At 67.7% G+C, this 19,055-nt stretch carries 14 protein-coding genes and 1 tRNA gene; 4 read left to right on the forward strand and 11 right to left on the reverse strand.

The window, feature by feature from the left end; all coding sequences use genetic code 11:
- Positions 1 to 12: 12 nt before the first annotated feature.
- Positions 13 to 1,824: a 5'-nucleotidase C-terminal domain-containing protein gene (locus tag ACFYY1_RS04910; RefSeq protein WP_388580864.1), complete on the reverse strand. Its 1,812-nt coding sequence runs from the start codon at positions 1,822 to 1,824 to the stop codon at positions 13 to 15.
- A 192-nt stretch (positions 1,825 to 2,016) separates the two neighbouring features.
- Between ACFYY1_RS04910 and ACFYY1_RS04915 the strand changes: the two genes are divergently transcribed.
- Together ACFYY1_RS04915 and pyk are read left to right on the forward strand one after the other, a co-directional pair.
- Positions 2,017 to 2,715, forward strand: coding sequence for an SIMPL domain-containing protein (locus tag ACFYY1_RS04915; RefSeq protein WP_388580867.1), 699 nt, complete (start codon positions 2,017 to 2,019; stop codon positions 2,713 to 2,715).
- Positions 2,716 to 2,841: 126 nt separating this feature from the next.
- A complete protein-coding gene (pyk, locus tag ACFYY1_RS04920) occupies positions 2,842 to 4,275 on the forward strand; it encodes a pyruvate kinase (RefSeq protein ID WP_388580870.1) in 1,434 nt (477 codons plus the stop codon).
- A gap of 8 nt (positions 4,276 to 4,283) precedes the next feature.
- Here pyk and ACFYY1_RS04925 read toward each other — a convergent pair whose 3' ends face one another.
- Both ACFYY1_RS04925 and ACFYY1_RS04930 read right to left on the reverse strand, forming a co-directional pair.
- Positions 4,284 to 5,069 carry a helix-turn-helix domain-containing protein gene (locus tag ACFYY1_RS04925; protein ID WP_388580873.1) on the reverse strand — a complete coding sequence of 262 codons (786 nt, stop codon included), beginning with the start codon at positions 5,067 to 5,069 and terminating at the stop codon, positions 4,284 to 4,286.
- A gap of 86 nt (positions 5,070 to 5,155) precedes the next feature.
- Positions 5,156 to 5,238: transfer RNA gene (locus tag ACFYY1_RS04930), tRNA-Leu, on the reverse strand.
- Positions 5,239 to 5,333: 95 nt separating this feature from the next.
- Here ACFYY1_RS04930 and ACFYY1_RS04935 point away from each other — a divergent pair.
- Entirely contained in the window at positions 5,334 to 5,981 is a 648-nt protein-coding gene (locus ACFYY1_RS04935) for an ANTAR domain-containing response regulator (RefSeq protein ID WP_266736593.1), read from the forward strand.
- Positions 5,982 to 6,051: 70 nt separating this feature from the next.
- Here the strand turns inward: ACFYY1_RS04935 and ACFYY1_RS04940 are convergent, their stop codons facing one another.
- From ACFYY1_RS04940 to ACFYY1_RS04970, 7 genes are all read right to left on the reverse strand, one after another.
- Positions 6,052 to 6,768: an ABC transporter ATP-binding protein gene (locus tag ACFYY1_RS04940; RefSeq protein ID WP_351255484.1), complete on the reverse strand. Its 717-nt coding sequence runs from the start codon at positions 6,766 to 6,768 to the stop codon at positions 6,052 to 6,054.
- Positions 6,765 to 7,706 carry an ABC transporter ATP-binding protein gene (locus ACFYY1_RS04945; protein ID WP_388580877.1) on the reverse strand — a complete coding sequence of 314 codons (942 nt, stop codon included), beginning with the start codon at positions 7,704 to 7,706 and terminating at the stop codon, positions 6,765 to 6,767. The genes ACFYY1_RS04940 and ACFYY1_RS04945 overlap by 4 nt, the downstream gene beginning before the upstream one ends.
- On the reverse strand, positions 7,703 to 9,493 hold the full coding sequence (locus tag ACFYY1_RS04950; RefSeq protein WP_388580879.1) for a branched-chain amino acid ABC transporter permease: 1,791 nt from the start codon (positions 9,491 to 9,493) through the stop codon (positions 7,703 to 7,705). Before ACFYY1_RS04950 ends, ACFYY1_RS04945 begins: the two co-directional genes overlap by 4 nt.
- Positions 9,494 to 9,498: 5 nt before the next feature.
- Positions 9,499 to 10,428 carry a branched-chain amino acid ABC transporter permease gene (locus ACFYY1_RS04955; protein ID WP_358946747.1) on the reverse strand — a complete coding sequence of 310 codons (930 nt, stop codon included), beginning with the start codon at positions 10,426 to 10,428 and terminating at the stop codon, positions 9,499 to 9,501.
- A gap of 101 nt (positions 10,429 to 10,529) precedes the next feature.
- On the reverse strand, positions 10,530 to 11,747 hold the full coding sequence (locus ACFYY1_RS04960) for a branched-chain amino acid ABC transporter substrate-binding protein (protein ID WP_388581521.1): 1,218 nt from the start codon (positions 11,745 to 11,747) through the stop codon (positions 10,530 to 10,532).
- A gap of 648 nt (positions 11,748 to 12,395) precedes the next feature.
- Entirely contained in the window at positions 12,396 to 12,866 is a 471-nt protein-coding gene (locus ACFYY1_RS04965) for a PaaI family thioesterase (protein WP_388580882.1), read from the reverse strand.
- A gap of 113 nt (positions 12,867 to 12,979) precedes the next feature.
- Complete coding sequence (locus ACFYY1_RS04970) at positions 12,980 to 15,256, reverse strand: FdhF/YdeP family oxidoreductase (RefSeq protein WP_388580885.1); 2,277 nt, start codon at positions 15,254 to 15,256, stop codon at positions 12,980 to 12,982.
- 131 nt (positions 15,257 to 15,387) lie between these two features.
- Between ACFYY1_RS04970 and polA the strand changes: the two genes are divergently transcribed.
- Positions 15,388 to 18,099, forward strand: coding sequence for a DNA polymerase I (gene polA / locus ACFYY1_RS04975; protein WP_388580888.1), 2,712 nt, complete (start codon positions 15,388 to 15,390; stop codon positions 18,097 to 18,099).
- Between the two features lie 60 nt (positions 18,100 to 18,159).
- On the opposite strand, the gene ACFYY1_RS04980 is transcribed toward polA, so the two are convergent.
- On the reverse strand, positions 18,160 to 18,990 hold the full coding sequence (locus tag ACFYY1_RS04980; RefSeq protein ID WP_388580890.1) for a DUF4184 family protein: 831 nt from the start codon (positions 18,988 to 18,990) through the stop codon (positions 18,160 to 18,162).
- Between the last annotated feature and the right edge of the window lie 65 nt (positions 18,991 to 19,055).

Genomic DNA, 19,055 nt, shown 5'->3' on the forward strand with positions numbered 1-19,055 from the left:
GCAACCAACCCACTAGAACACCGGCGTACCCTCACGCGTCAGCCGCCAGTCCACCGAAGCGAACTGCGCACCATCCACCGAACCCTTCGCCTGCACCCACGAAATGATCGTGTTACGGATCTCCTCCGAGTTCGCCCACAACTGCTTGGCACCCGCAACATGCGGGAAGTTACCACCACCACTGGCCCGGTAATTGTTCACCGCCAGCACGAACTCGGCCGCCGGATCGACCGGCTTCCCCTCGAACGAAAGATTCACGATACGCGAACCATTCGGCTTCGCGATATCGATCTCGTACGTCAGACCCGACACCGCGTCATAGTTGTAATCCGGAGTGTTGTCCGCATTCGTCAACTTCGCCGTGTCCACCGGCGCACCCGCCGCAGTCTGCACGTAATACCGCGCCGAGAACTCCAGATAATCCTTCAACTGGGCACCGGTCAGCAACCGCGCCTCAAGCGTGTTCTCGAACGGATACAGCCCCGCCGCATCCTTGATCGTCACATTCCCGGCCGGAATCTGCGCCGTACGCGAGAAACACGACGCCTGCGACAGCACCGGAAGCGCCGCATACGCACCACCCGCCAACGCCGCCTTCACCGTCTCCGCCTGAACCACATTGATCAGATCAATGATCGGCTCGTCCTTCCAGGCCGCCTCCGCCGTCGTCATCGCCGCCGTCGACGTACCGATCACCTGATTGACGTACGCCACAACCTTCTTGTGCTCATCCGCCAACAGCCCCGTGATCTTCGGATCCTCCGCCACGGTGTTGGAGTTCAGCACCTGCGAACCCGCCTTCTCCACCACCCAACGACCCTTCTCCCACACCAGATCGAAGTCGAACAGCGTCAACCGCTGCCCCCACTTCAACGGCTCCGAGAGCACCACCTTCTTGCCGGTCTGCTTGTTCTCCACGAAATACTCGGGGATCTCCAGATGCGCATGCCCCACGAGAATCGCATCGATACCCGGAACCTGCTCCGCCACCAGACCAGCAGCATTCTCCACATACGGGATCTGATCACCGTACGACGACGTCCCACTGCTACCCGAGTGCGCCGAAACGATCACCACATCCGCACCCATCGAACGAAGCCGCGGCACAAACTTCGCCGCCTGCTCCTCCAACCCCGGGAACACCATCTTCCCGCTCACATTCGCCTTGTCCCAGATGGCGATCCCCGGATTCGTCAACCCCAGAATCGCAACCTTCACATCCGGACCGTGCGGAGTACGCATCCGCTTGATGACATACGGAGCGAACGCCGGCCGCAACGTCTTCGCATCCAACGCGTTCGCACCCAGCAGCGGGAAATCACACTGCTCCTCGAACTTCCGCAGCACCGGAATGCCGTAATTGAACTCATGGTTGCCGAGCGCCGCGGCGTCATACCCGATCGCGTTCATCGCCTGAGCCATCGGATGCACCGGACCACGCTTCGCCGTGATCGGATCGACCTTCGCGTAGTAGTACGACAACTGGGTGCCCTGGATCGTGTCACCCGCGTCGATCATCAACGTGTTGTGACGACCCTTCTCCCGGCGCACCTGATCCACCAACGTCGAGATCTTCGCCAGACCCACATCGTTGTGCGCCTTGTCGTCGAACTCCTTGTCCGTGAAGTAGTCCCAGTTGAAGACATTCCCGTGCAGATCGGTGGTGCCCATCACCGTGAACGAGTACCGCTTCGGCGGACGCCCGTGCCCGCCCCCATGACCCTGGCCGTGCGCCGAAGCAGGCACCGCGGAGGCCCCCGTCATCGCCACACCCACACCGGCAGCCGCCGATGTGCCCAGGAACGTCCTACGGTTCAGCGGCATTTCGTCTCCCACATCTCAGTTCTCACACAGCCCGGTTCACGCAGCACACGGCTCCCCGACAACAAGGACCACCGCGCACAACGCGCGTAGATTCTGACCCAGGAGTCACACCACGCAACACCCCCTGCGGGTTTCGATCTGATGACCGCCCGCCGTCCGCCCGCTGTCCGCCCCGGATGCAACAGTGGACCCATGACCGACACCCCACCGTCCTACGGCACCCCCGAACACCCCCGCGTCGCCGTCCGAGGCGAAGCCCGCCTCCAGGTCGACCCCGAAACCGCCCGCCTCACCATCACCGTCACCGCCCGCGGCAAGAACCGCCGTAACGCCCTCGAAGACCTCACCCACCGAAACAACCACGTACTCGAACTCGCACGCTCCTACGGGCAAGCCATCGAAAAACTCGAAACCGGCGCATTCTCCATCACGCCCGAACTCGCCCAGAAGGGCCGCAACGAACAAATCCACGCCTACCACGGCCGCGTCCACATCACCGCAGTCCTCAACGACTTCACCGCACTGGGCGAATTCACCACCAAAATCGCCGACCTCGACATGACCCGCGTCAGCGGCCCCTGGTGGGGACTGCGCCCCGACTCACCCGCCCACGCGACCGCCCGCCGCCAAGCCGTCCACGAAGCCGTCCAGCGCGCCCGCGAATACGCCGACGCCCTCGGCGCCCACCTCACCGCACTCGTCGAACTCGCCGACCTCGGCGCCGAGAACACCGCCCAGGCCGCCCTGCCCTCACCCGCCGCCCCACGCGGCAGAGCCGGCTATGGCGGAGCAGCATCCGAAGCAGCCCCCGCCCTCGACCTCGAACCACAACGCCAGACGGTCTACGCCCAGGTCAACGCCCGCTTCATCATGTCACCGCCGAAACTGTGAAAAGGAATGCTCATCCGAGCACCCCGCCGCACAATTCAACACTTGTCAATAACCCTTCATCCAAAGGTCGTTGAGCAGTCACGACACCCTAAATAACTACCCGTAGGTAAGGTCTAGGGTCGAACCATGCGCCGAGCAAAAATCGTTTGTACCCTGGGCCCCGCCGTAGACACATACGACCAGATCAAGGCATTGGTCGAGGCGGGAATGGACATCGCCCGCCTCAACCTCAGCCACGGCACCTACGCCGAACACGAAGAGCGGTACCGCCACGTACGCAAGGCCTCCGACGAGACCGGACGCAGCGTCGGCATCCTCGCCGACCTTCAAGGCCCGAAGATCCGCCTGGGACGCTTCCTCGAAGGCCCCGTACTCCTTGAACGCGGCGACAGCTTCACCATCACCGTCGAACCCGTCGAAGGCGACCGCCACACCTGCGGCACCACCTACGACGGCCTCGCCGCCGACGTCACCCCAGGCGAACGCATCCTCGTCGACGACGGCCGCGTCACCCTCGAAGTCACCGAAGTCGACGGCCCCCGCGTCCACACCACCGTCATCGAAGGCGGCATGGTCTCCGACCACAAGGGCCTCAACCTCCCCGGCGTCGCCGTCTCCGTCCCCGCACTCTCCGAGAAGGACATCGACGACCTCCGCTGGGCACTGCGCACCGGCGCCGACATCATCGCCCTCTCCTTCGTACGCAGCGGACGCGACATCGAGGACGTCCACCGCATCATGGACGAGGAGGGCCGCCGCCTCCCCGTCATCGCCAAGGTGGAGAAACCTCAGGCCGTCGAGAACATCGACGGCATCGTCGCCGCCTTCGACGGCATCATGGTCGCCCGCGGCGACCTCGGCGTCGAAATGCCGCTGGAGCAGGTGCCGATCGTCCAGAAGCGCGCGATCAAACTCGCCAAGCGCAACGCCAAGCCGGTCATCGTCGCGACGCAGATGCTCGACTCGATGATCGACAACTCCCGCCCCACCCGCGCCGAAGCCTCCGACGTCGCCAACGCCGTCATCGACGGCACGGACGCGGTGATGCTCTCCGGCGAGACCAGCGTGGGCAAGTACCCCGTCGACACGGTGCGCACGATGTCCCGCATCGTCGAGGCCGCCGAGGAGGACATCCTCACCAAGGGCCTCCCGCCCCTGACCGACCGCAACAAGCCCCGCACCCAGGGCGGCGCGGTGGCCCGCGCGGCGGCCGAGATGGGCGACTTCCTGGGCGCGAAGTTCCTGGTCGCCTTCACCCAGAGCGGTGACACGGTACGGCGCCTCTCCCGCTACCGCTCACCCATCCCGCTCCTCGCCTTCACCCCGGACCCGGCCACCCGCTCCCAGCTGAACCTGACCTGGGGCGTCGAGACCTTCCTCGGCCCGCACGTGGACTCGACGGACGCGATGGTCGCCCAGGTGGACGAGGAGTTGCTGAAGATCGGCCGCTGCGAGAAGGGCGACGTCGTGGTCATCACGGCCGGCTCCCCGCCGGGCGTCCCCGGCTCGACGAACCTGGTGCGGGTGCACCACATCGGCGAGGACGACAGCCCGAAGTAGGCCGGTCGTCAGTACTTCGGCCCCACGTGGGCGTCCATCAGCGCGACGGACGCCCGTCGGGCGACGGAGATGTTGAACGGGTCGCTGCCCCGCGCGAGGGTAGTCCACTCGACTCCGACCCTGTCGAGGGCATCGGAGAGGAGCTTGCGGATGTCGTCGGACTTGTTGGCGAAGAAATAGCGCGGGTACTCGTAGCGCTTCCGCTCCCCGCCGACGAGGCGAGTGGTCCAGTTGGTGATGCGACATCCGTCGGAGTGGATCAGACCACGGATGAACTCCCAGGCATATGCGTCCACGATCTCCCGCTGCCAGGCTTCGAGGATGATCCGGCGCTCGTGCTTTTTGCCGGGTCCGTGCTGAGGGAAGAGGCACCAGAGGTGCTTCGAGTACATCTTCACTTGATGGCACCCTTTCCTGCGGACTCTGCATACGGAGTTCTCCGGGAAGACGGCGCGCATAGCGTTCTCGCACAGTTCCATCAGGCCAGGCCAGGAGTCTGCGCAGACGATCGACAGGCTGGGCGTGTGCATTGCTTGGTTCTGGACTACGTGCCCGTCGCCGAGGTAGAGGCCCAGGAGGTAGGCGTACGCCGACCGGTCCAGCTTCCCTTCGCACCGGGGGCAGTACGAAAGATGGGCTCCTGGGCACTCACCGCGTTTGGCGCGGTCCATGTGTTTCCAGTAGCTGATCGTGCCTGCGGGGACGTTCAGCCTCCGTGCCACGTCCGCGTTTTTCGCTCCACCGCGAAGGAGGGTCAGTGCCTTCTGCCGTAACGCGGGGCCGTGAAAGTTCATGCGAACACCATGAGTGACTGCGCGCTACTGCGTGCAGCAAAAAGCGGATGTTCACGAGAACGTGAACATCCGCTTTGCCCCGCATGTGCCGAGTGCGGGATTCGAACCCGCAAGCCCTTTCGGGCAGATGTGTTTGAGACATCCGTGTATGCCATTCCACCAACCCGGCAAGGTTGCTGCCGGAAAGTGTACCGGGTGACATGTCCGCTCCGCTGCTAGGTAGGCTCATGGAAGCTGTACCTGCCCTTGGAACGAGGAGTCCCCGTGACCGCCCCCGAGTCGCCCCAGCCCGCCGACGACGACAAGTCGCACGTTCCGCCGCTGACGACCCGCGTCGTCATCGCCGAGGACGAGGCGCTCATCCGTCTCGACCTCAAAGAGATGCTGGAGGAAGAGGGCTACGCGGTCGTCGGCGAGGCCGGGGACGGGCAGCGGGCCGTCGAGCTGGCTCGGGAGCACCGGCCGGATCTGGTGATCCTCGATGTGAAGATGCCGGTTCTCGACGGGATCTCCGCCGCGGAGAAGATCGCCGAGGAGTCCATCGCGCCGGTCCTGATGCTCACCGCGTTCTCGCAGCGCGATCTCGTCGAGCGGGCTCGGGACGCCGGGGCGATGGCGTATCTGGTGAAGCCGTTCAGCAAGAGCGACGTGGTGCCGGCCATCGAGATGGCGGTGTCGCGGTTCGCGGAGCTGAAGGCGCTGGAGAGCGAGGTCGCGGACCTCGCGCAGCGGCTGGAGACGCGGAAGCTGGTGGACCGGGCGAAGAGCATTCTGCAGACGGATTACGGGCTCTCCGAGCCGGCTGCGTTCCGGTGGATCCAGAAGACGTCGATGGACCGGCGGCTGTCGATGCAGCAGCTGGCGGAGGCGTTGATCGAGGACGCCGAGGAGAAGAAGAAGGCGGCCGAGTAGGCCGTACGCGAGCGGGTACGAAGAAGGCCCGCGTCCCGGATTTCCGGGGCGCGGGCCTTTTCCGTGGGCGTCAGTCCTCGCCGAGGTAGGCCTTGCGGACGGACTCGTCGTGGAGGAGGTCCGCGCCGGTGCCGGAGAGGACGATCTTGCCGACCTCCATGACGTGGCCGTGGTCCGCGAGGGAGAGCGCGGCCTGGGCGTTCTGCTCGACGAGCAGGATGGTGGTGCCCTGGGCCTTGAGTTCGACGATGGTCTCCATGATCTTCTGCATCATGATCGGGGAGAGGCCCATGGAGGGTTCGTCGAGCATCAGGAGTTTGGGCTGGCACATGAGGGCCCTGCCCATGGCGAGCATCTGCTGTTCGCCGCCCGAGAGGGTTCCGGCGGCCTGCTTCCGGCGTTCCCCGAGGATGGGGAAGAGGTCGTAGGCGCGCTGGATGTCCTTCTCGATGCCTGCCTTGTCGTTGCGGAGGTAGGCGCCGAGCTGGAGGTTCTCGGTGATGGTGAGCCGGGGGAAGATGTGGCGTCCCTCGGGGGAGTGGGCCAGGCCCAGGGAGACGACCTTGTGTGCGGGTACGTCGTTGAGCGGTTTGCCGTCGAAGACGATGCGGCCGCCGGCCGGTTTGAGGAGGCCGGAGAGGGTGCGCAGGGTGGTGGTCTTGCCGGCGCCGTTGGTGCCGATGAGGGTGACGACCTGGCCGGCTTCGACGGTGAAGGAGATGCCCTTGACGGCTTCGATCTTGCCGTAGGCGACGCGGAGGTCCTCGACCTCCAGAAGTGCGGTCATCGGGTGTCCTCCTCCTCGGTGCTGGTGCTGGTGGTGGCTGTTTTCGCGGAGTCCTTCGCGGCGTCGGCGTCGGCGTCGGCTTCGGCCTCGGCGTCGGCTGCGGCTTCGGCGGCTTCGACCTCGGCGGCTTCTTCGGCGCCGGGGGCGCCTTCGAAGGGGGTGCCGAGGTAGGCGGCGACGACGCGTTCGTCGCTCTGGACTTCGGTCGGGGAGCCTTCGACGAGCTTTTCGCCCTGGACGAGGCAGGCGACGCGGTCGCAGAGGTTGAAGATGAACCGCATGTCGTGCTCGATGACGAGGACGGCGATGCCCTGGTCGCGGATGGCGAAGATGAGCTCTTCGGTGACGCGGGTTTCCTGCGGGTTCATGCCGGCGGTGGGCTCGTCGAGGAGGAGGAGTCCGGGGTCGCTGGCCAGCGCGCGGGCGATTTCCAGCTTGCGCTGGTCTCCGTAGGGGAGGTTGCGCGCGAGGTGGTCGGCCTTGTCGGCGAGGCCGATGAACTCCAGGAGTTCCATGGCGCGTTCGCGGCTGGCGTTCTCGGCCTTGGTGAAGCCGGGGAGGCGCAGGAGGGCGGACCAGAGGCCTTCCTTGGTCCTGGTGTGGCGTCCGACGAGGACGTTTTCCAGGACGGTCATGTTGGCGAAGAGCCGGATGTTCTGGAAGGTGCGGGCGATGCCTGCCTGGGTGACGAGGTGGGGCTTGGGCGGCAGGACGGTGCCCTTGTAGCTGACCTTGCCCTCGGTGGGGACGTAGAGGCCGGTGAGGCAGTTGAAGAAGGTGGTCTTGCCGGCACCGTTGGGGCCGATGAGGCCGACGATCTCGCCCGCGTTGACGGTGAGGTCGACGTTGCGTACGGCGGTGAGGCCGCCGAAGCGCATGGTGACGCCGTTGGCGTCGAGGACGGTGGTGGCGGTCTTCGTGGTGGTCATGGTGGTCACGCCCCCGCCTTGGCGATGCCGGCGGCGGTCTCTTCGGACTGTCGCGGTTCGGGTACGTCGGGCTGGTCGTTCTCGTGGAATTCGAGCTGCTTCCGGCGGTCGGCGACCAGTCCTTCGGGGCGCAGGCGCATCAGGAGGATGAGTGCGATGCCGAAGAGGAAGAGCTGGTAGTCCTGCATGAACTGGAGTTTGGCCGGGATGAGGTAGAGCAGTGCGGCGCCGACGAGGGGTCCGCTGAGGGTTCCCATGCCGCCGAGGATGACGGCGGCGAGGAGGAAGGCGGAGTTGGGGGGTACGGAGCCGGCGAACTGGTACTGCTCGGGCGTCACGGTGTAGTTGACGTGGGCCTGGACGGTTCCGGCGAGTCCGGCGAGGGTGGCGCCGAGGGCGAAGGCGAGCAGTTTGAGCCGGAAGGCGTTGATGCCCATGGCGGTGGCTGCGGTTTCGTCTTCGCGGATGGCGACCCAGGCGCGGCCGATGCGGGATTCTCCGGAGCGGCGGAAGACGAGCACGACGACGGCGGTGAAGACGAGCATCAGCAGGTAGTAGTTGGCGGACCTGCCGAGGTCGAAGCCGAGGATGTTGTGCTTGAGGCCGAAGTCGAATCCGAAGAAGTTGAGGTCGGGGATGCTGGGGATGCCCTGGGAGCCGTTGGTGAGGTCGGGTCCGCTGTTGCCGTTGAGGTTGTTCACGGTGAGGCGGAAGATTTCACCGAAGCCGAGGGTGACGATGGCGAGGTAGTCGCCGCGTAGTCGCAGGGTGGGTGCGCCGATGAGTACGCCGAAGACGAGTGATGCTCCGGCGCCGGTGAGTACGGCGGCCCAGAAGGGGAATTCGACGCCGATGGCCGACATGGTGGAGCCGGAGACCAGGGCGGCGGCGTAGGCGCCGACGCCGAGGAAGGCGACGTATCCGAGGTCGAGGAGGCCGGCGAGGCCGACGACGACGTTGAGGCCGAGTGCGACGGTGCCGAAGATGAGGATGTTGGCGCCGATGAGCGCGTATTCCTCTTTCTGCTGGGTGAAGGGGAAGCAGACGGCTGCGACGAGGGCGGCGGCGAGTGTGATGTTGCGGTGCTTCGCGGTCAGTGCGGTGAGGCGGGAGACGAGTCCGGCCCGGTGGAGTGCGGTGAAGGCGAAGCCGACGGTGATGAGGAAGCCGATGAAGAGTTCGGTGTAGTCGGTGTCGATGCCGTAGGCGAAGACGTAGAGGCCGATGCCGAACGCGGCGACGATGATGAGGATTTCGGCCCAGGAGGGGAGGGCCTTGGGGCGGGGGGCCTGGGGTGCGCCGAGGCTGTTGCGGAAGCGCTGCCAGGCGGTGGCGCCGGCCCCGTCGAGCGGCTGGTCGCCGGGGAGGCCGAGTGCGGTGACGGCGGCGATGAGCGCGCCGATGCCGCTGACCCAGGCGCCGGGTTCGAAGTTGACGACGCCGCCGAGGTCGTAGGCGATGGCGCCCATGGTGTAGCCGGTGGTGCCGAGGGTGCCGAGGGCCAGGAGGCGGACTGGGCTGTTGGTGCCGCCGGGGGTGAGCCAGCGCAGGCCCCGGATGCCGTACCCGGACAGTGCGAGGAGCAGGGTGAGTGCGGCGCTGATGAGGGTGAGGACCTGGAGGCCGCCGGGGTAGCCGGTGACGGTGAGGTCGCCGGGGAATTCGTCGGTCCAGGTCCAGGCGAGGAAGGTGCCGGCGAGGGCGATGGTGGCGCCTGCGAGGGTGCCGATGCGGGCCGCGGCGGCGGGGATCGGCAGGAACGCGGGGCCGGGGGCGGTGGTGTGGTTGGTGGTCATCCGTATCACGCCCGATCCGCGACGCGTTCGCCGAGCAGGCCCTGGGGGCGGAGCAGCAGGACGATGATGAGGAGGACGAAGGCCCATACGTCCTTCCAGGCGCCGCCGCCGAAGAGTTCCATGCCGGGGACGTTGCTCATGTAGCCGGTGGCGAGGGATTCGGCGATGCCGAGTACGACGCCGCCGAGCATGGCGCCGTAGATGTTGCCGATGCCGCCGAGTACGGCTGCGGTGAAGGCTTTGAGGCCCATGATGAAGCCCATTTTGAAGCCGATCTGGCCGTTCTTGAGCCCGTAGGCGACGGCGGCGACGGCGGCGAACGCGGCACCGATGGCGAAGGCCATGACGATGATGCGGTCGGTGTTGATGCCCATGAGCTTGGCGGTGTCGGGGTCCTGGCTGGTGGCCTGCATGCCGCGGCCGGAGCGGGTCTTGGAGACGAAGAGCCCGAGGGCGAGCATGCAGATGGGTGCCGTGATGAGGACGAAGAGGTCGCCGCGCTGGATGTGGGCGCCGAAGATGTCGATCGCTTCGCCCTTGAACTGGGGGAAGGAGCGGTCCTTCTTGGCGTCGGGGTACCACTTCCAGATGGCCTGCTGGAGTGCGAGGGAGAGTCCGATCGCGGTGATGAGCGGGGCCAGTCGTGGGGCGGTGCGCAGGGGCCGGTAGGCGAAGCGTTCGGCGGCTGCGCTGACGGCGACGGAGCATATGACGCCGCCGATGATCATGAGGGGGATGATCGCGAGGAGGGAGACGCCGGCCGGCATCCAGAGGTACACGGTGAGAGCTCCGAAGCCTCCGATCATGAAGATCTCGCCGTGGGCGAAGTTGATGAGCTGGATGATTCCGTAGACCATCGTGTAGCCGATCGCGATGAGTCCGTACATCGCGCCGAGGATGAGTCCATTGGCCAGCTGTTGCGGCAGTTCGTTCACCGCAGGGCCTCCGTGGAGTGGTTCGGATATGGCACCGCGCGGGGGCGCTGGTGGCGCTCCCGCGCGGTCTGGGGTGGGTCAGGCGTGGCCCGGGGAGCTTGTTACGGCTTGTAGGCCTCGCTGAGCTTGGAGGTCCACTTGCCGCCGTCGACCTGGTAGGCGGTCATCATGGTGTTGGTGGTGTCGCCGTATTCGTCGAAGGAGACGGGGCCGGTGACGCCGTCGAACTTGACCTTGGCCATGGCCGCGAGGACCTTGGTGCGGGTGTCGTCGCCGGTGGGGAGCTTGCCGCCGTTGTCGGCGACGGCGATCTTGACGGCTTCGATGATCGACCAGGTGGCGTCGTAGGTGCCGCCGCCGTAGGCCTCGTAGGCGTCCTTGTATCCGGCGTTCTTGTAGTCGGCGATGAACTTCTTGGCCGAGTCGAGCTCCTCGACGGGCTTGCCGACGGAGGTGGCGATGTCGCCCTGGGCCTTCTTGTTCAGCTTGATGAAGTCGGCGCTGTACATGCCGTCGCCGCCCATGAGGGGGATCTGGACGCTGTCCTTGAGCTGCTGGCTCAGGGGTGCGCCGGCGGGGTATTCGCCGCCGTAGTAGACGGCCTTGGCGCCGGACTTCTTGACCTGGGTGACGACGGCGTTGAAGTCGCGGTCGTCGGGGTTGACGTGGTCGGAGCCGACGATCTTGCCGCCGAGGGTGGTGAAGGTGTTCTTGAAGGATGCGGCGAGACCGGCGCCGTAGGGCTTCTGGTCGTCGATGAGGTAGACCTTCTTGACCTTCGCGTTGTTGAAGAGGTACTTCGCGGCGAAGGCGCCCTGGATCTGGTCCGTGGTGGCGGTGCGGAAGTAGGTCTTGTAGGGGCGCTTCTTGTCGCCGGTCTTCCAGTTCTCGCCCTGGGTGAGCTCGGTGCCGGTGTTGGCGGGGGAGACCTGGGTGAGGTTGGCGTCGTTGAGCGGCTTCTGCATCGACTGGGAGACGCCGGAGTTCAGCGGGCCGACGACGCCGACGACGGTTTCGTCGTCGATGAACTTCTGGGCGTTCTGCTGGCCCACGGAGGGCTGCGCCTGGTCGTCGAGCGGCTTGACCTCGAATTTGATGCCCGGGACGGTGTTTTCCTTGTTGGCCGTCTTGGCGGCGAGGTCGGCGGAGTTCTTGATGCCGAGGCCGAGGGCGGACAGGTCACCGGTGATCGGGGCGTCGACGCCGATGACGACGGTCTGGGTGTCGCCGTCGCCGCTGCTCTTCTTGCTGTCGTCGCGCGATCCGCAGGCGGTGAGGGTGAGTGCTCCGGTCGTGAGCACGGTGGTGAGTATGAGCAAAGAACGGTGTCGCACGAAAGGTCCTTTCCCTGGCGCGGCCTCCTCTGCTTGAGGTGCCGTGACGTTCGCCGGGCCGTACTGGGTGGTAGAGGGCCGTGCTGCAGACGTGCCCGGCGGCGCGGTGACTGGCGGTGACTCTAGGCGCAGGTGTGGGGGTCCGGGATGGGTCCGCCGCAGGATGTGACTGTCTTGTTATGCCGTTGAGGAAGGCTTGAGGTGGCTGTGCGGACATGTACGGCTTTTTACCGGACGGTGAAGTGACCGCATGCTGAGAACGCGCAGCTCTGCTAAGGGGCTTGAGGCGATCTTGCTGCTGTCGCGCGAGGTGGGGAGGGGTGTGGTGCGCGCGGGCATGGCGAGGTGCCCGGCGGCTGTGCGGCCGGGTGTGCGGGGTCGCGTCGGGGGGTCCGTGGACCGGGCGGTGATTACGCAGTGTCACATCGGCGGTGATGTGATCGACGCGGTGTGGTGTATGTGGGGTGCTGAGTGGGCCACACAACGCGGGTGCCGGTCAAGGGTGTTGGCGTGTTCGGTCGCCAACTGGGTTTGTTGTGGCGGTGGTTGTGGGTGGGTATGGCACTGCCCGGCCGGATTGTGTTCCGGCCGGGCAGTGGTGTCGTGGGGTGTTGTGCGGTGTGTTCCGGCCTGTCAGGCGGCGTCGGGGCGGGGGGTGTCGCGGAGCAGGCAGGTCAGGCGTGCGGTGCAGACCCGCTTGTCCTGTTCGTCGGTGATGACGATCTCGTAGGTGGCGGTGGAGCGGCCGCGGTGCACGGGGGTGGCGACGCCGGTGACGAGTCCGCTGCGTACGCCGCGGTGGTGGGTGCAGTTCAGGTCGACGCCGACGGCGACTTTGCCGGCGCCGCCGTGGAGCATGGAGCCGACGGAGCCGAGGGTCTCGGCGAGTACGGCGGAGGCGCCGCCGTGCAGCAGTCCGTAGGGCTGGGTGTTGCCCTCGACGGGCATGGTGCCCACGACGCGGTCCGCGGAGGCTTCGACGATGGTGACGCCCATGCGTTCGCCGAGGTGGCCGGCGGAGAAGAGCGCGGGCAGGTCGACGCCGAGGGCGGCGTACTCGTCGATGATCTCCTGGGGGAACTTGGGTGCGGTGTGCTCGCCCATGGGTCCGGCTCCGATCGTCTGCGATGGTTCACTGCTTCATTGCTGTGTGCACCGTTCTTATCAGACGACTGAGCGGACGCTTAGGGGCTGTGTGGTCGGTCACTCGGGTTCGGTCACGCGGTGGTGTTCTCGAAGCGGACGACGACGGACTTGCTGGCCGGGGTGTTGCTGGTGTCGGCGGTGGAACCGAGGGGGACCAGCACATTGGTCTCGGGGTAGTAGGCGGCGGCGCAGCCCCGGGCGGTGGGGTAGTGCACGACGCGGAAGCCGGGGGCCCGGCGTTCCACGCCGTCCTTCCACTCGCTGACGAGGTCGGTGTACGCGCCGTCGGGCAGGCCGAGGGTGTGGGCGTCGTGGGGGTTGACCAGGACGACGCGGCGGCCGCCCTTGATGCCGCGGTAGCGGTCGTCGAGGCCGTAGACGGTGGTGTTGTACTGGTCGTGGGAGCGCAGGGTCTGCAGCAGCAGCCTGCCTTGGGGGAGTTCGGGGTATTCGACGGGGGCGGCGGTGAAGTTGGCCTTGCCGGTGGCGGTGGGGAAGCGGCGCTCGTCGCGGGGGGCGTGCGGGAGGGTGAAGCCGCCGGGGTGCGCGACGCGGGTGTTGAAGTCCTCGAAGCCGGGGACGACGCGGGAGATGCGGTCGCGGATCGTCGCGTAGTCCTTCTCGAACTCTTCCCAGGGGGTGCGGGATCCGGGGCCGAGGACGGCGCGTGCGAGGCGGGCGACGATGGCGGGTTCGGAGAGCAGGTGGGGACTGGCGGGGGTGAGGTTGCCGCGTGAGGCGTGGACCATGCTCATGGAGTCCTCGACGGTGACGAACTGCTTGCCGCTCGCCTGGACGTCCTTGTCGGTGCGGCCGAGCGTCGGCAGGATCAGGGCGCGGGTGCCGGTGACGGCGTGCGAGCGGTTGAGCTTGGTGGAGACGTGGACGGTGAGGCGGGCGCGGCGCATCGCGGCCTCGGTGACGTCGGTGTCGGGGGTGGCCGCGACGAAGTTGCCGCCCATGGCGAAGAAGACCTTGGCGTCGCCGTCGCGCAGGGCCTGGATGGAGCGGACGACGTCGTAGCCGTGGTGGCGCGGCGAGGTGATCTGGAATTCCGCGTCGAGGGCGTCGAGGAAGGCGGGGGCGGGGCGTTCGAAGATGCCCATGGTGCGGTCGCCCTGCACGTTGGAGTGGCCGCGGACCGGGCAGACCCCGGCGCCGGGGCGGCCGATGTTGCCCCTCAGGAGCAGGAAGTTGACGACCTCGCGGATGGTCGGCACGGAGTGCTTGTGCTGGGTGAGGCCCATGGCCCAGCAGACGATGGTGCGCTTCGAGGCGAGGACCATGGCCAGGGCCTCTTCGATGGCCGGGCGGTCGAGGCCGGTGGCGGTGAGGGTCTCTTCCCAGCCGGCCTCGCGGGCGGCGGCGGCGAACTCCTCGTAACCGTGGGTGTGCTCCCGGACGAAGGTCTCGTCGACGGCGCCGTCGGTGTCCAGGATCATTTTGTTGAGGAGCCGGAAGAGGGCCTGGTCGCCGCCTATCCGGATCTGGAGGAAGAGGTCGTTGAGCGCGGCGCCCTTGATCATGCCGAGCGGGGTCTGCGGGTTCTTGAACCGCTCCAGGCCGGCTTCGGGGAGCGGGTTCACCGAGATGATCTTCGCTCCGGCCGATTTGGCCTTCTCCAGGGCGGAGAGCATCCGGGGGTGGTTCGTGCCGGGGTTCTGTCCGGCGACGATGATCAGGTCCGCCTGGTGGAGGTCTGCCAGGGAGACGCTGCCCTTGCCGATGCCTATGGTCTCCGTCAGTGCGGAGCCGGAGGACTCGTGGCACATGTTGGAGCAGTCGGGGAGGTTGTTGGTGCCGAATTCGCGGGCGAACAGCTGGAGCAGGAACGCGGCCTCGTTGCTGGTGCGGCCCGAGGTGTAGAAGAGGGCCTCGTCGGGGGAGCCGAGCGCGCGCAGCTCCTCGGCGATGATGTCGAAGGCGCGTTCCCAGGTCACCGCCTCGTACCGGTCGGCGCCCTCGGGGAGGTACATGGGCTGGGTGATCCGGCCCTGCTGGCCCAGCCAGTATCCGCTGCGGGTGGCGAGGTCGGCGACGGGGTGCGTGGCGAAGAAGTCGGGGGTCACCCGGCGCAGGGTCGCTTCCTCGGCGACGGCCTTGGCGCCGTTCTCGCAGAATTCCGCCGTGTGCCGTTCGTCGCCTTCGGGCCAGGCGCAGCCGGGGCAGTCGAAGCCGTTCTTCTGGTTGACCTTGAGGAGGGTCTGCGCGGTGCGCCGCACGCCCATCTGCTGTTGTGCGACGAGCAGGCTGTGGGCGACGGCGGGCAGCCCGGCGGCGGCGTGCTGGGCCGGCTCGACCCGCGGCGCGTCCTGGACCGGATCTCCTGTGGGCGGCTTGGTGGCCATTGCGTGCTCCCCTTTGAGCTGCCGGTGTTCCTTTTCCGATCCTGTCACGCGGCACTGACACGTGGCTCCGACGGGGAGCGGGCGTGCCGGGTCGGTCGGGAATGTCAGTGGTCCGTGGCAGGATCGGGGGCGTGGCTGAGACGGCATCGAAGAAGACGGCAGACAACCGACCGCGCCTGCTCCTGATGGACGGGCACTCCCTGGCGTACCGGGCGTTCTTTGCGCTGCCTGCGGAGAATTTCACGACAGGGTCGGGGCAGCCGACGAACGCGGTGTACGGCTTCGCGTCGATGCTCGCGAACACGTTGCGTGACGAGGCGCCGACGCATTTCGCGGTGGCGTTCGACGTCTCCCGCAAGACCTGGCGCTCGCAGGAGTTCCCCGAGTACAAGGCGAACCGTTCGAAGACGCCGGACGAGTTCAGGGGGCAGGTCGAGCTGATCGGCGAGCTGCTGGACGCGATGCACGCGGACCGTTTCGCGGTCGACGGCTTCGAGGCGGACGACGTCATCGCCACGCTGGCCACGCAGGCCGAGGCGGCCGGCTTCGAGGTGCTGATCGTCACCGGTGACCGGGATTCGTTCCAGCTGATCACGGACAACATCACGGTGCTGTACCCGACGAAGGGCGTCTCGGAGCTGACGCGGTTCACCCCGGCGAAGGTCGAGGAGAAGTACGGGCTCACGCCGCAGCAGTATCCGGACTTCGCGGCGCTGCGCGGTGACCCGTCGGACAACCTCCCGGGCATTCCCGGCGTGGGGGAGAAGACCGCCGCGAAGTGGATCAACCAGTTCGGTTCGTTCGCCGAGCTGGTCGAGCGGGCCGAGGAGGTCAAGGGCAAGGCCGGGCAGAATTTCCGGGACCACCTGGACGCGGTGCGGCTGAACCGCAGGCTGACCGAGATGGTCCGTGACGTGGAGTTGCCGAAGACCCCGCAGGACCTGGAGCGTGCCCCGTACGACCGCACGGCGGTCACGGGTGTGCTGGACGTCCTGGAGATCCGTAATCCGAGCCTGCGCGAGCGGCTGCTGGCCGTCGACCCGGGCGCGGCCGAGGACGAGGCGCCGGCGCCTGCCGCGGGCGTCGAGCTGGACGGTGCGGTGCTGGGCGCGGGCGAGCTCGCGCCGTGGCTCGCGGAGCACGGCGGGCAGCCGCTGGGTGTGGCCACGGTCGACACCTGGGCGGTGGGCAGTGGCGCGGTCACCGAGGTCGCGCTGGCGGCGGCGGGCGGGGCGGCGGCCTGGTTCGACCCGACCGCGCTCGACGAGGCCGACGAGCGGGCGTTCGCCGCGTGGATCGGTGACGCGGACCGGCCCAAGGTCATGCACAACGCGAAGAGCGCGATGCGGGTCTTCCCGGAGCACGGCTGGCAGGTCGAGGGCGTCACGATGGACACCGCGCTGGCCGCCTATCTGGTCAAGCCCGGTCGTCGTTCCTTCGCGCTGGACGCGCTGGCGGTGGAGTACCTGGGCCGTGAGCTGGCTCCCGCGGCGGCGTCCGACGGGCAGCTGGCCTTCGGCGCGGACGACCAGGCCGAGGCCGAGTCCCTGATGGCGCAGGCCCGCGCGGTCCTGGACCTGGGCGACGCGTTCACCGCACGGCTCGCGGAGGTCGGCGCGGCCGGGCTGCTGCACGACATGGAGCTGCCGACGTCCGCGCTGCTGGCCCGTCTGGAGCGGCACGGCATCGCCGCGGACCGGGCCCATCTGGAAGGCATGGAGCAGCAGTTCGCCGGTGCGGTGCAGCAGGCGGTGAAGGAGGCTCATGCCGCGGTCGGCCGTGAGTTCAACCTCGGCTCGCCCAAGCAGCTCCAGGAGGTCCTCTTCGGTGAGCTGGGCCTGCCGAAGACGAAGAAGACGAAGACCGGGTACACCACGGACGCCGACGCGCTGGCCTGGCTCGCCGCGCAGACCGAGCACGAGCTGCCGGTGATCATGCTGCGCCACCGTGAGCAGGCCAAGCTGCGGGTCACGGTCGAGGGCCTGATCAAGACGATCGCGGCGGACGGCCGTATCCACACCACGTTCAACCAGACGGTGGCGGCGACGGGCCGGCTCTCCTCCACCGACCCCAACCTGCAGAACATCCCGGTCCGTACGGACGAGGGCCGGGCCATCCGCCGCGGTTTCGTCGTCGGCGAGGGCTTCGAGACGCTGATGACGGCCGACTACAGCCAGATCGAGCTGCGGGTGATGGCCCACCTCTCCGAGGACGCCGGCCTGATCGAGGCGTTCACCTCCGGCGAGGACCTGCACACCACGGTCGCCTCGCAGGTCTTCGACGTCGACAAGTCGGCCGTCGACCCGGAGATGCGCCGCAAGATCAAGGCCATGAGCTACGGACTGGCGTACGGGCTCTCCGCGTTCGGCCTCTCCCAGCAGCTGAACATCGAGGCGGGCGAGGCGCGCGGCCTGATGGACACCTACTTCGAGCGGTTCGGCGGAGTGCGTGACTATCTGCACCGGGTGGTGGAGGAGGCCAGGGCCACGGGATACACGGAGACGGTCTTCGGCCGCCGCCGTTACCTCCCCGACCTCAACAGCGACAACCGCCAGCGTCGCGAGATGGCCGAGCGGATGGCGCTCAACGCACCGATCCAGGGCACGGCCGCGGACATCGTCAAGGTCGCCATGCTCCAGGTCGACCGGGCGCTGACCGAGGCGAAGCTGAAGTCCCGGATGCTGCTCCAGGTCCATGACGAAATCGTGCTGGAGATCGCCGGGGGCGAGCGGGCGCGGGTGGAGGAGATCCTGCGCCACGAGATGTCCACGGCCGTGCAGTTGCGCGCCCCGCTGGATGTCTCGGTGGGCGTCGGTACGGACTGGGAGTCCGCGGCGCACTGACCCTCCGAGGGCGCCGGACGGGCGGGTGGCCACGCTGCCCCCGCCCGTCCGGTGTCCGGGTCAGGTCCGTCCGGCGACCGCGGGTTCGGCCCGGCGCGGTCGCCGTATCCGCAGCCGCATCCATGCCCCGTACAGCACCAGACCCACCGCCAGCCCCGCCCCGGCGCCGAAGCAGGCGGTCGGGATGATGTCCAGCGGGGTGTCGATGTGCCCGAAGTACGCGTACCAGCGCGCGCACCGGTGGACGACGCCGAGCAGCAGGCAGACGCTCAGCAGCACCCCCGCCGCCCACCGGCCCCGCCGGTCCAGCACCGGCACCGACGGCGGCGCCGGGCGGGCCCCGGTCCCGCGCAGCCCCGAAGCCGTGAACCGGGCGAGCACCGCCAGGGCCACCGCCGAACTGCCGTACTGCACCAGCTGGAACACCGGGAATCCGCCGACGCTCCCGTCGAGCACCGGCACCAGGCGCACACCCCACCGGTCGTGATGGGTGAAGGCGTCCCAGACGACATGGGTGGCGGCCCCGATCACCGCCGACACCACGAACCCCGCGGCCGCCCGGACCCCCGGGGTCGCGGGCCGTCCCCGTACGAACGCGTGGACGCGCCCCTGCCAACTGCCGGGCAGCAGCGCCACCAGCGGTTCGCGCAGCAGCAGCCACAACGCCACCACCGCCGCGGTGATCAGCACATCGACGGTGAACACGCCTCCCACGGAGTGGGTGACCTGGCCGAACTCCATGGCGCCGGGGATCGCGGTGTCCGCGTAGTACGTCATGTCGGGGGCGAACGAACCCGCGACGAGGGCCGAGGCGAACAGCGGCCCACGCGCCGTCCCGTCCCGCCGCATCCCGGGCAGCACGGCGGCGGCATGACTCAGTGTGAACGGCATGGCGGCAAGTATGCGCGAGCCACGGTGGCCTGCCGTGCCCGGAGCGTCCGCCGTGGCCTGTCGTG

It is taken from the genome of Streptomyces sp. NPDC001890 (assembly GCF_042891445.1).
GTDB lineage: Bacteria > Actinomycetota > Actinomycetes > Streptomycetales > Streptomycetaceae > Streptomyces.

Coding starts and splice junctions, on each gene's coding strand:
- ACFYY1_RS04980 (WP_388580890.1), bottom strand. CDS start 18,990: ATGCCGTTCACACTGAGTCATGCCGCCGCCGTGCTGCCCGGGATGCGG.
- ACFYY1_RS04970 (WP_388580885.1), bottom strand. CDS start 15,256: ATGGCCACCAAGCCGCCCACAGGAGATCCGGTCCAGGACGCGCCGCGG.
- pyk (WP_388580870.1), top strand. CDS start 2,842: ATGCGCCGAGCAAAAATCGTTTGTACCCTGGGCCCCGCCGTAGACACA.
- ACFYY1_RS04915 (WP_388580867.1), top strand. CDS start 2,017: ATGACCGACACCCCACCGTCCTACGGCACCCCCGAACACCCCCGCGTC.
- ACFYY1_RS04910 (WP_388580864.1), bottom strand. CDS start 1,824: ATGCCGCTGAACCGTAGGACGTTCCTGGGCACATCGGCGGCTGCCGGT.
- ACFYY1_RS04925 (WP_388580873.1), bottom strand. CDS start 5,069: ATGAACTTTCACGGCCCCGCGTTACGGCAGAAGGCACTGACCCTCCTT.
- ACFYY1_RS04965 (WP_388580882.1), bottom strand. CDS start 12,866: ATGGGCGAGCACACCGCACCCAAGTTCCCCCAGGAGATCATCGACGAG.
- ACFYY1_RS04940 (WP_351255484.1), bottom strand. CDS start 6,768: ATGACCGCACTTCTGGAGGTCGAGGACCTCCGCGTCGCCTACGGCAAG.
- ACFYY1_RS04950 (WP_388580879.1), bottom strand. CDS start 9,493: ATGACCACCAACCACACCACCGCCCCCGGCCCCGCGTTCCTGCCGATC.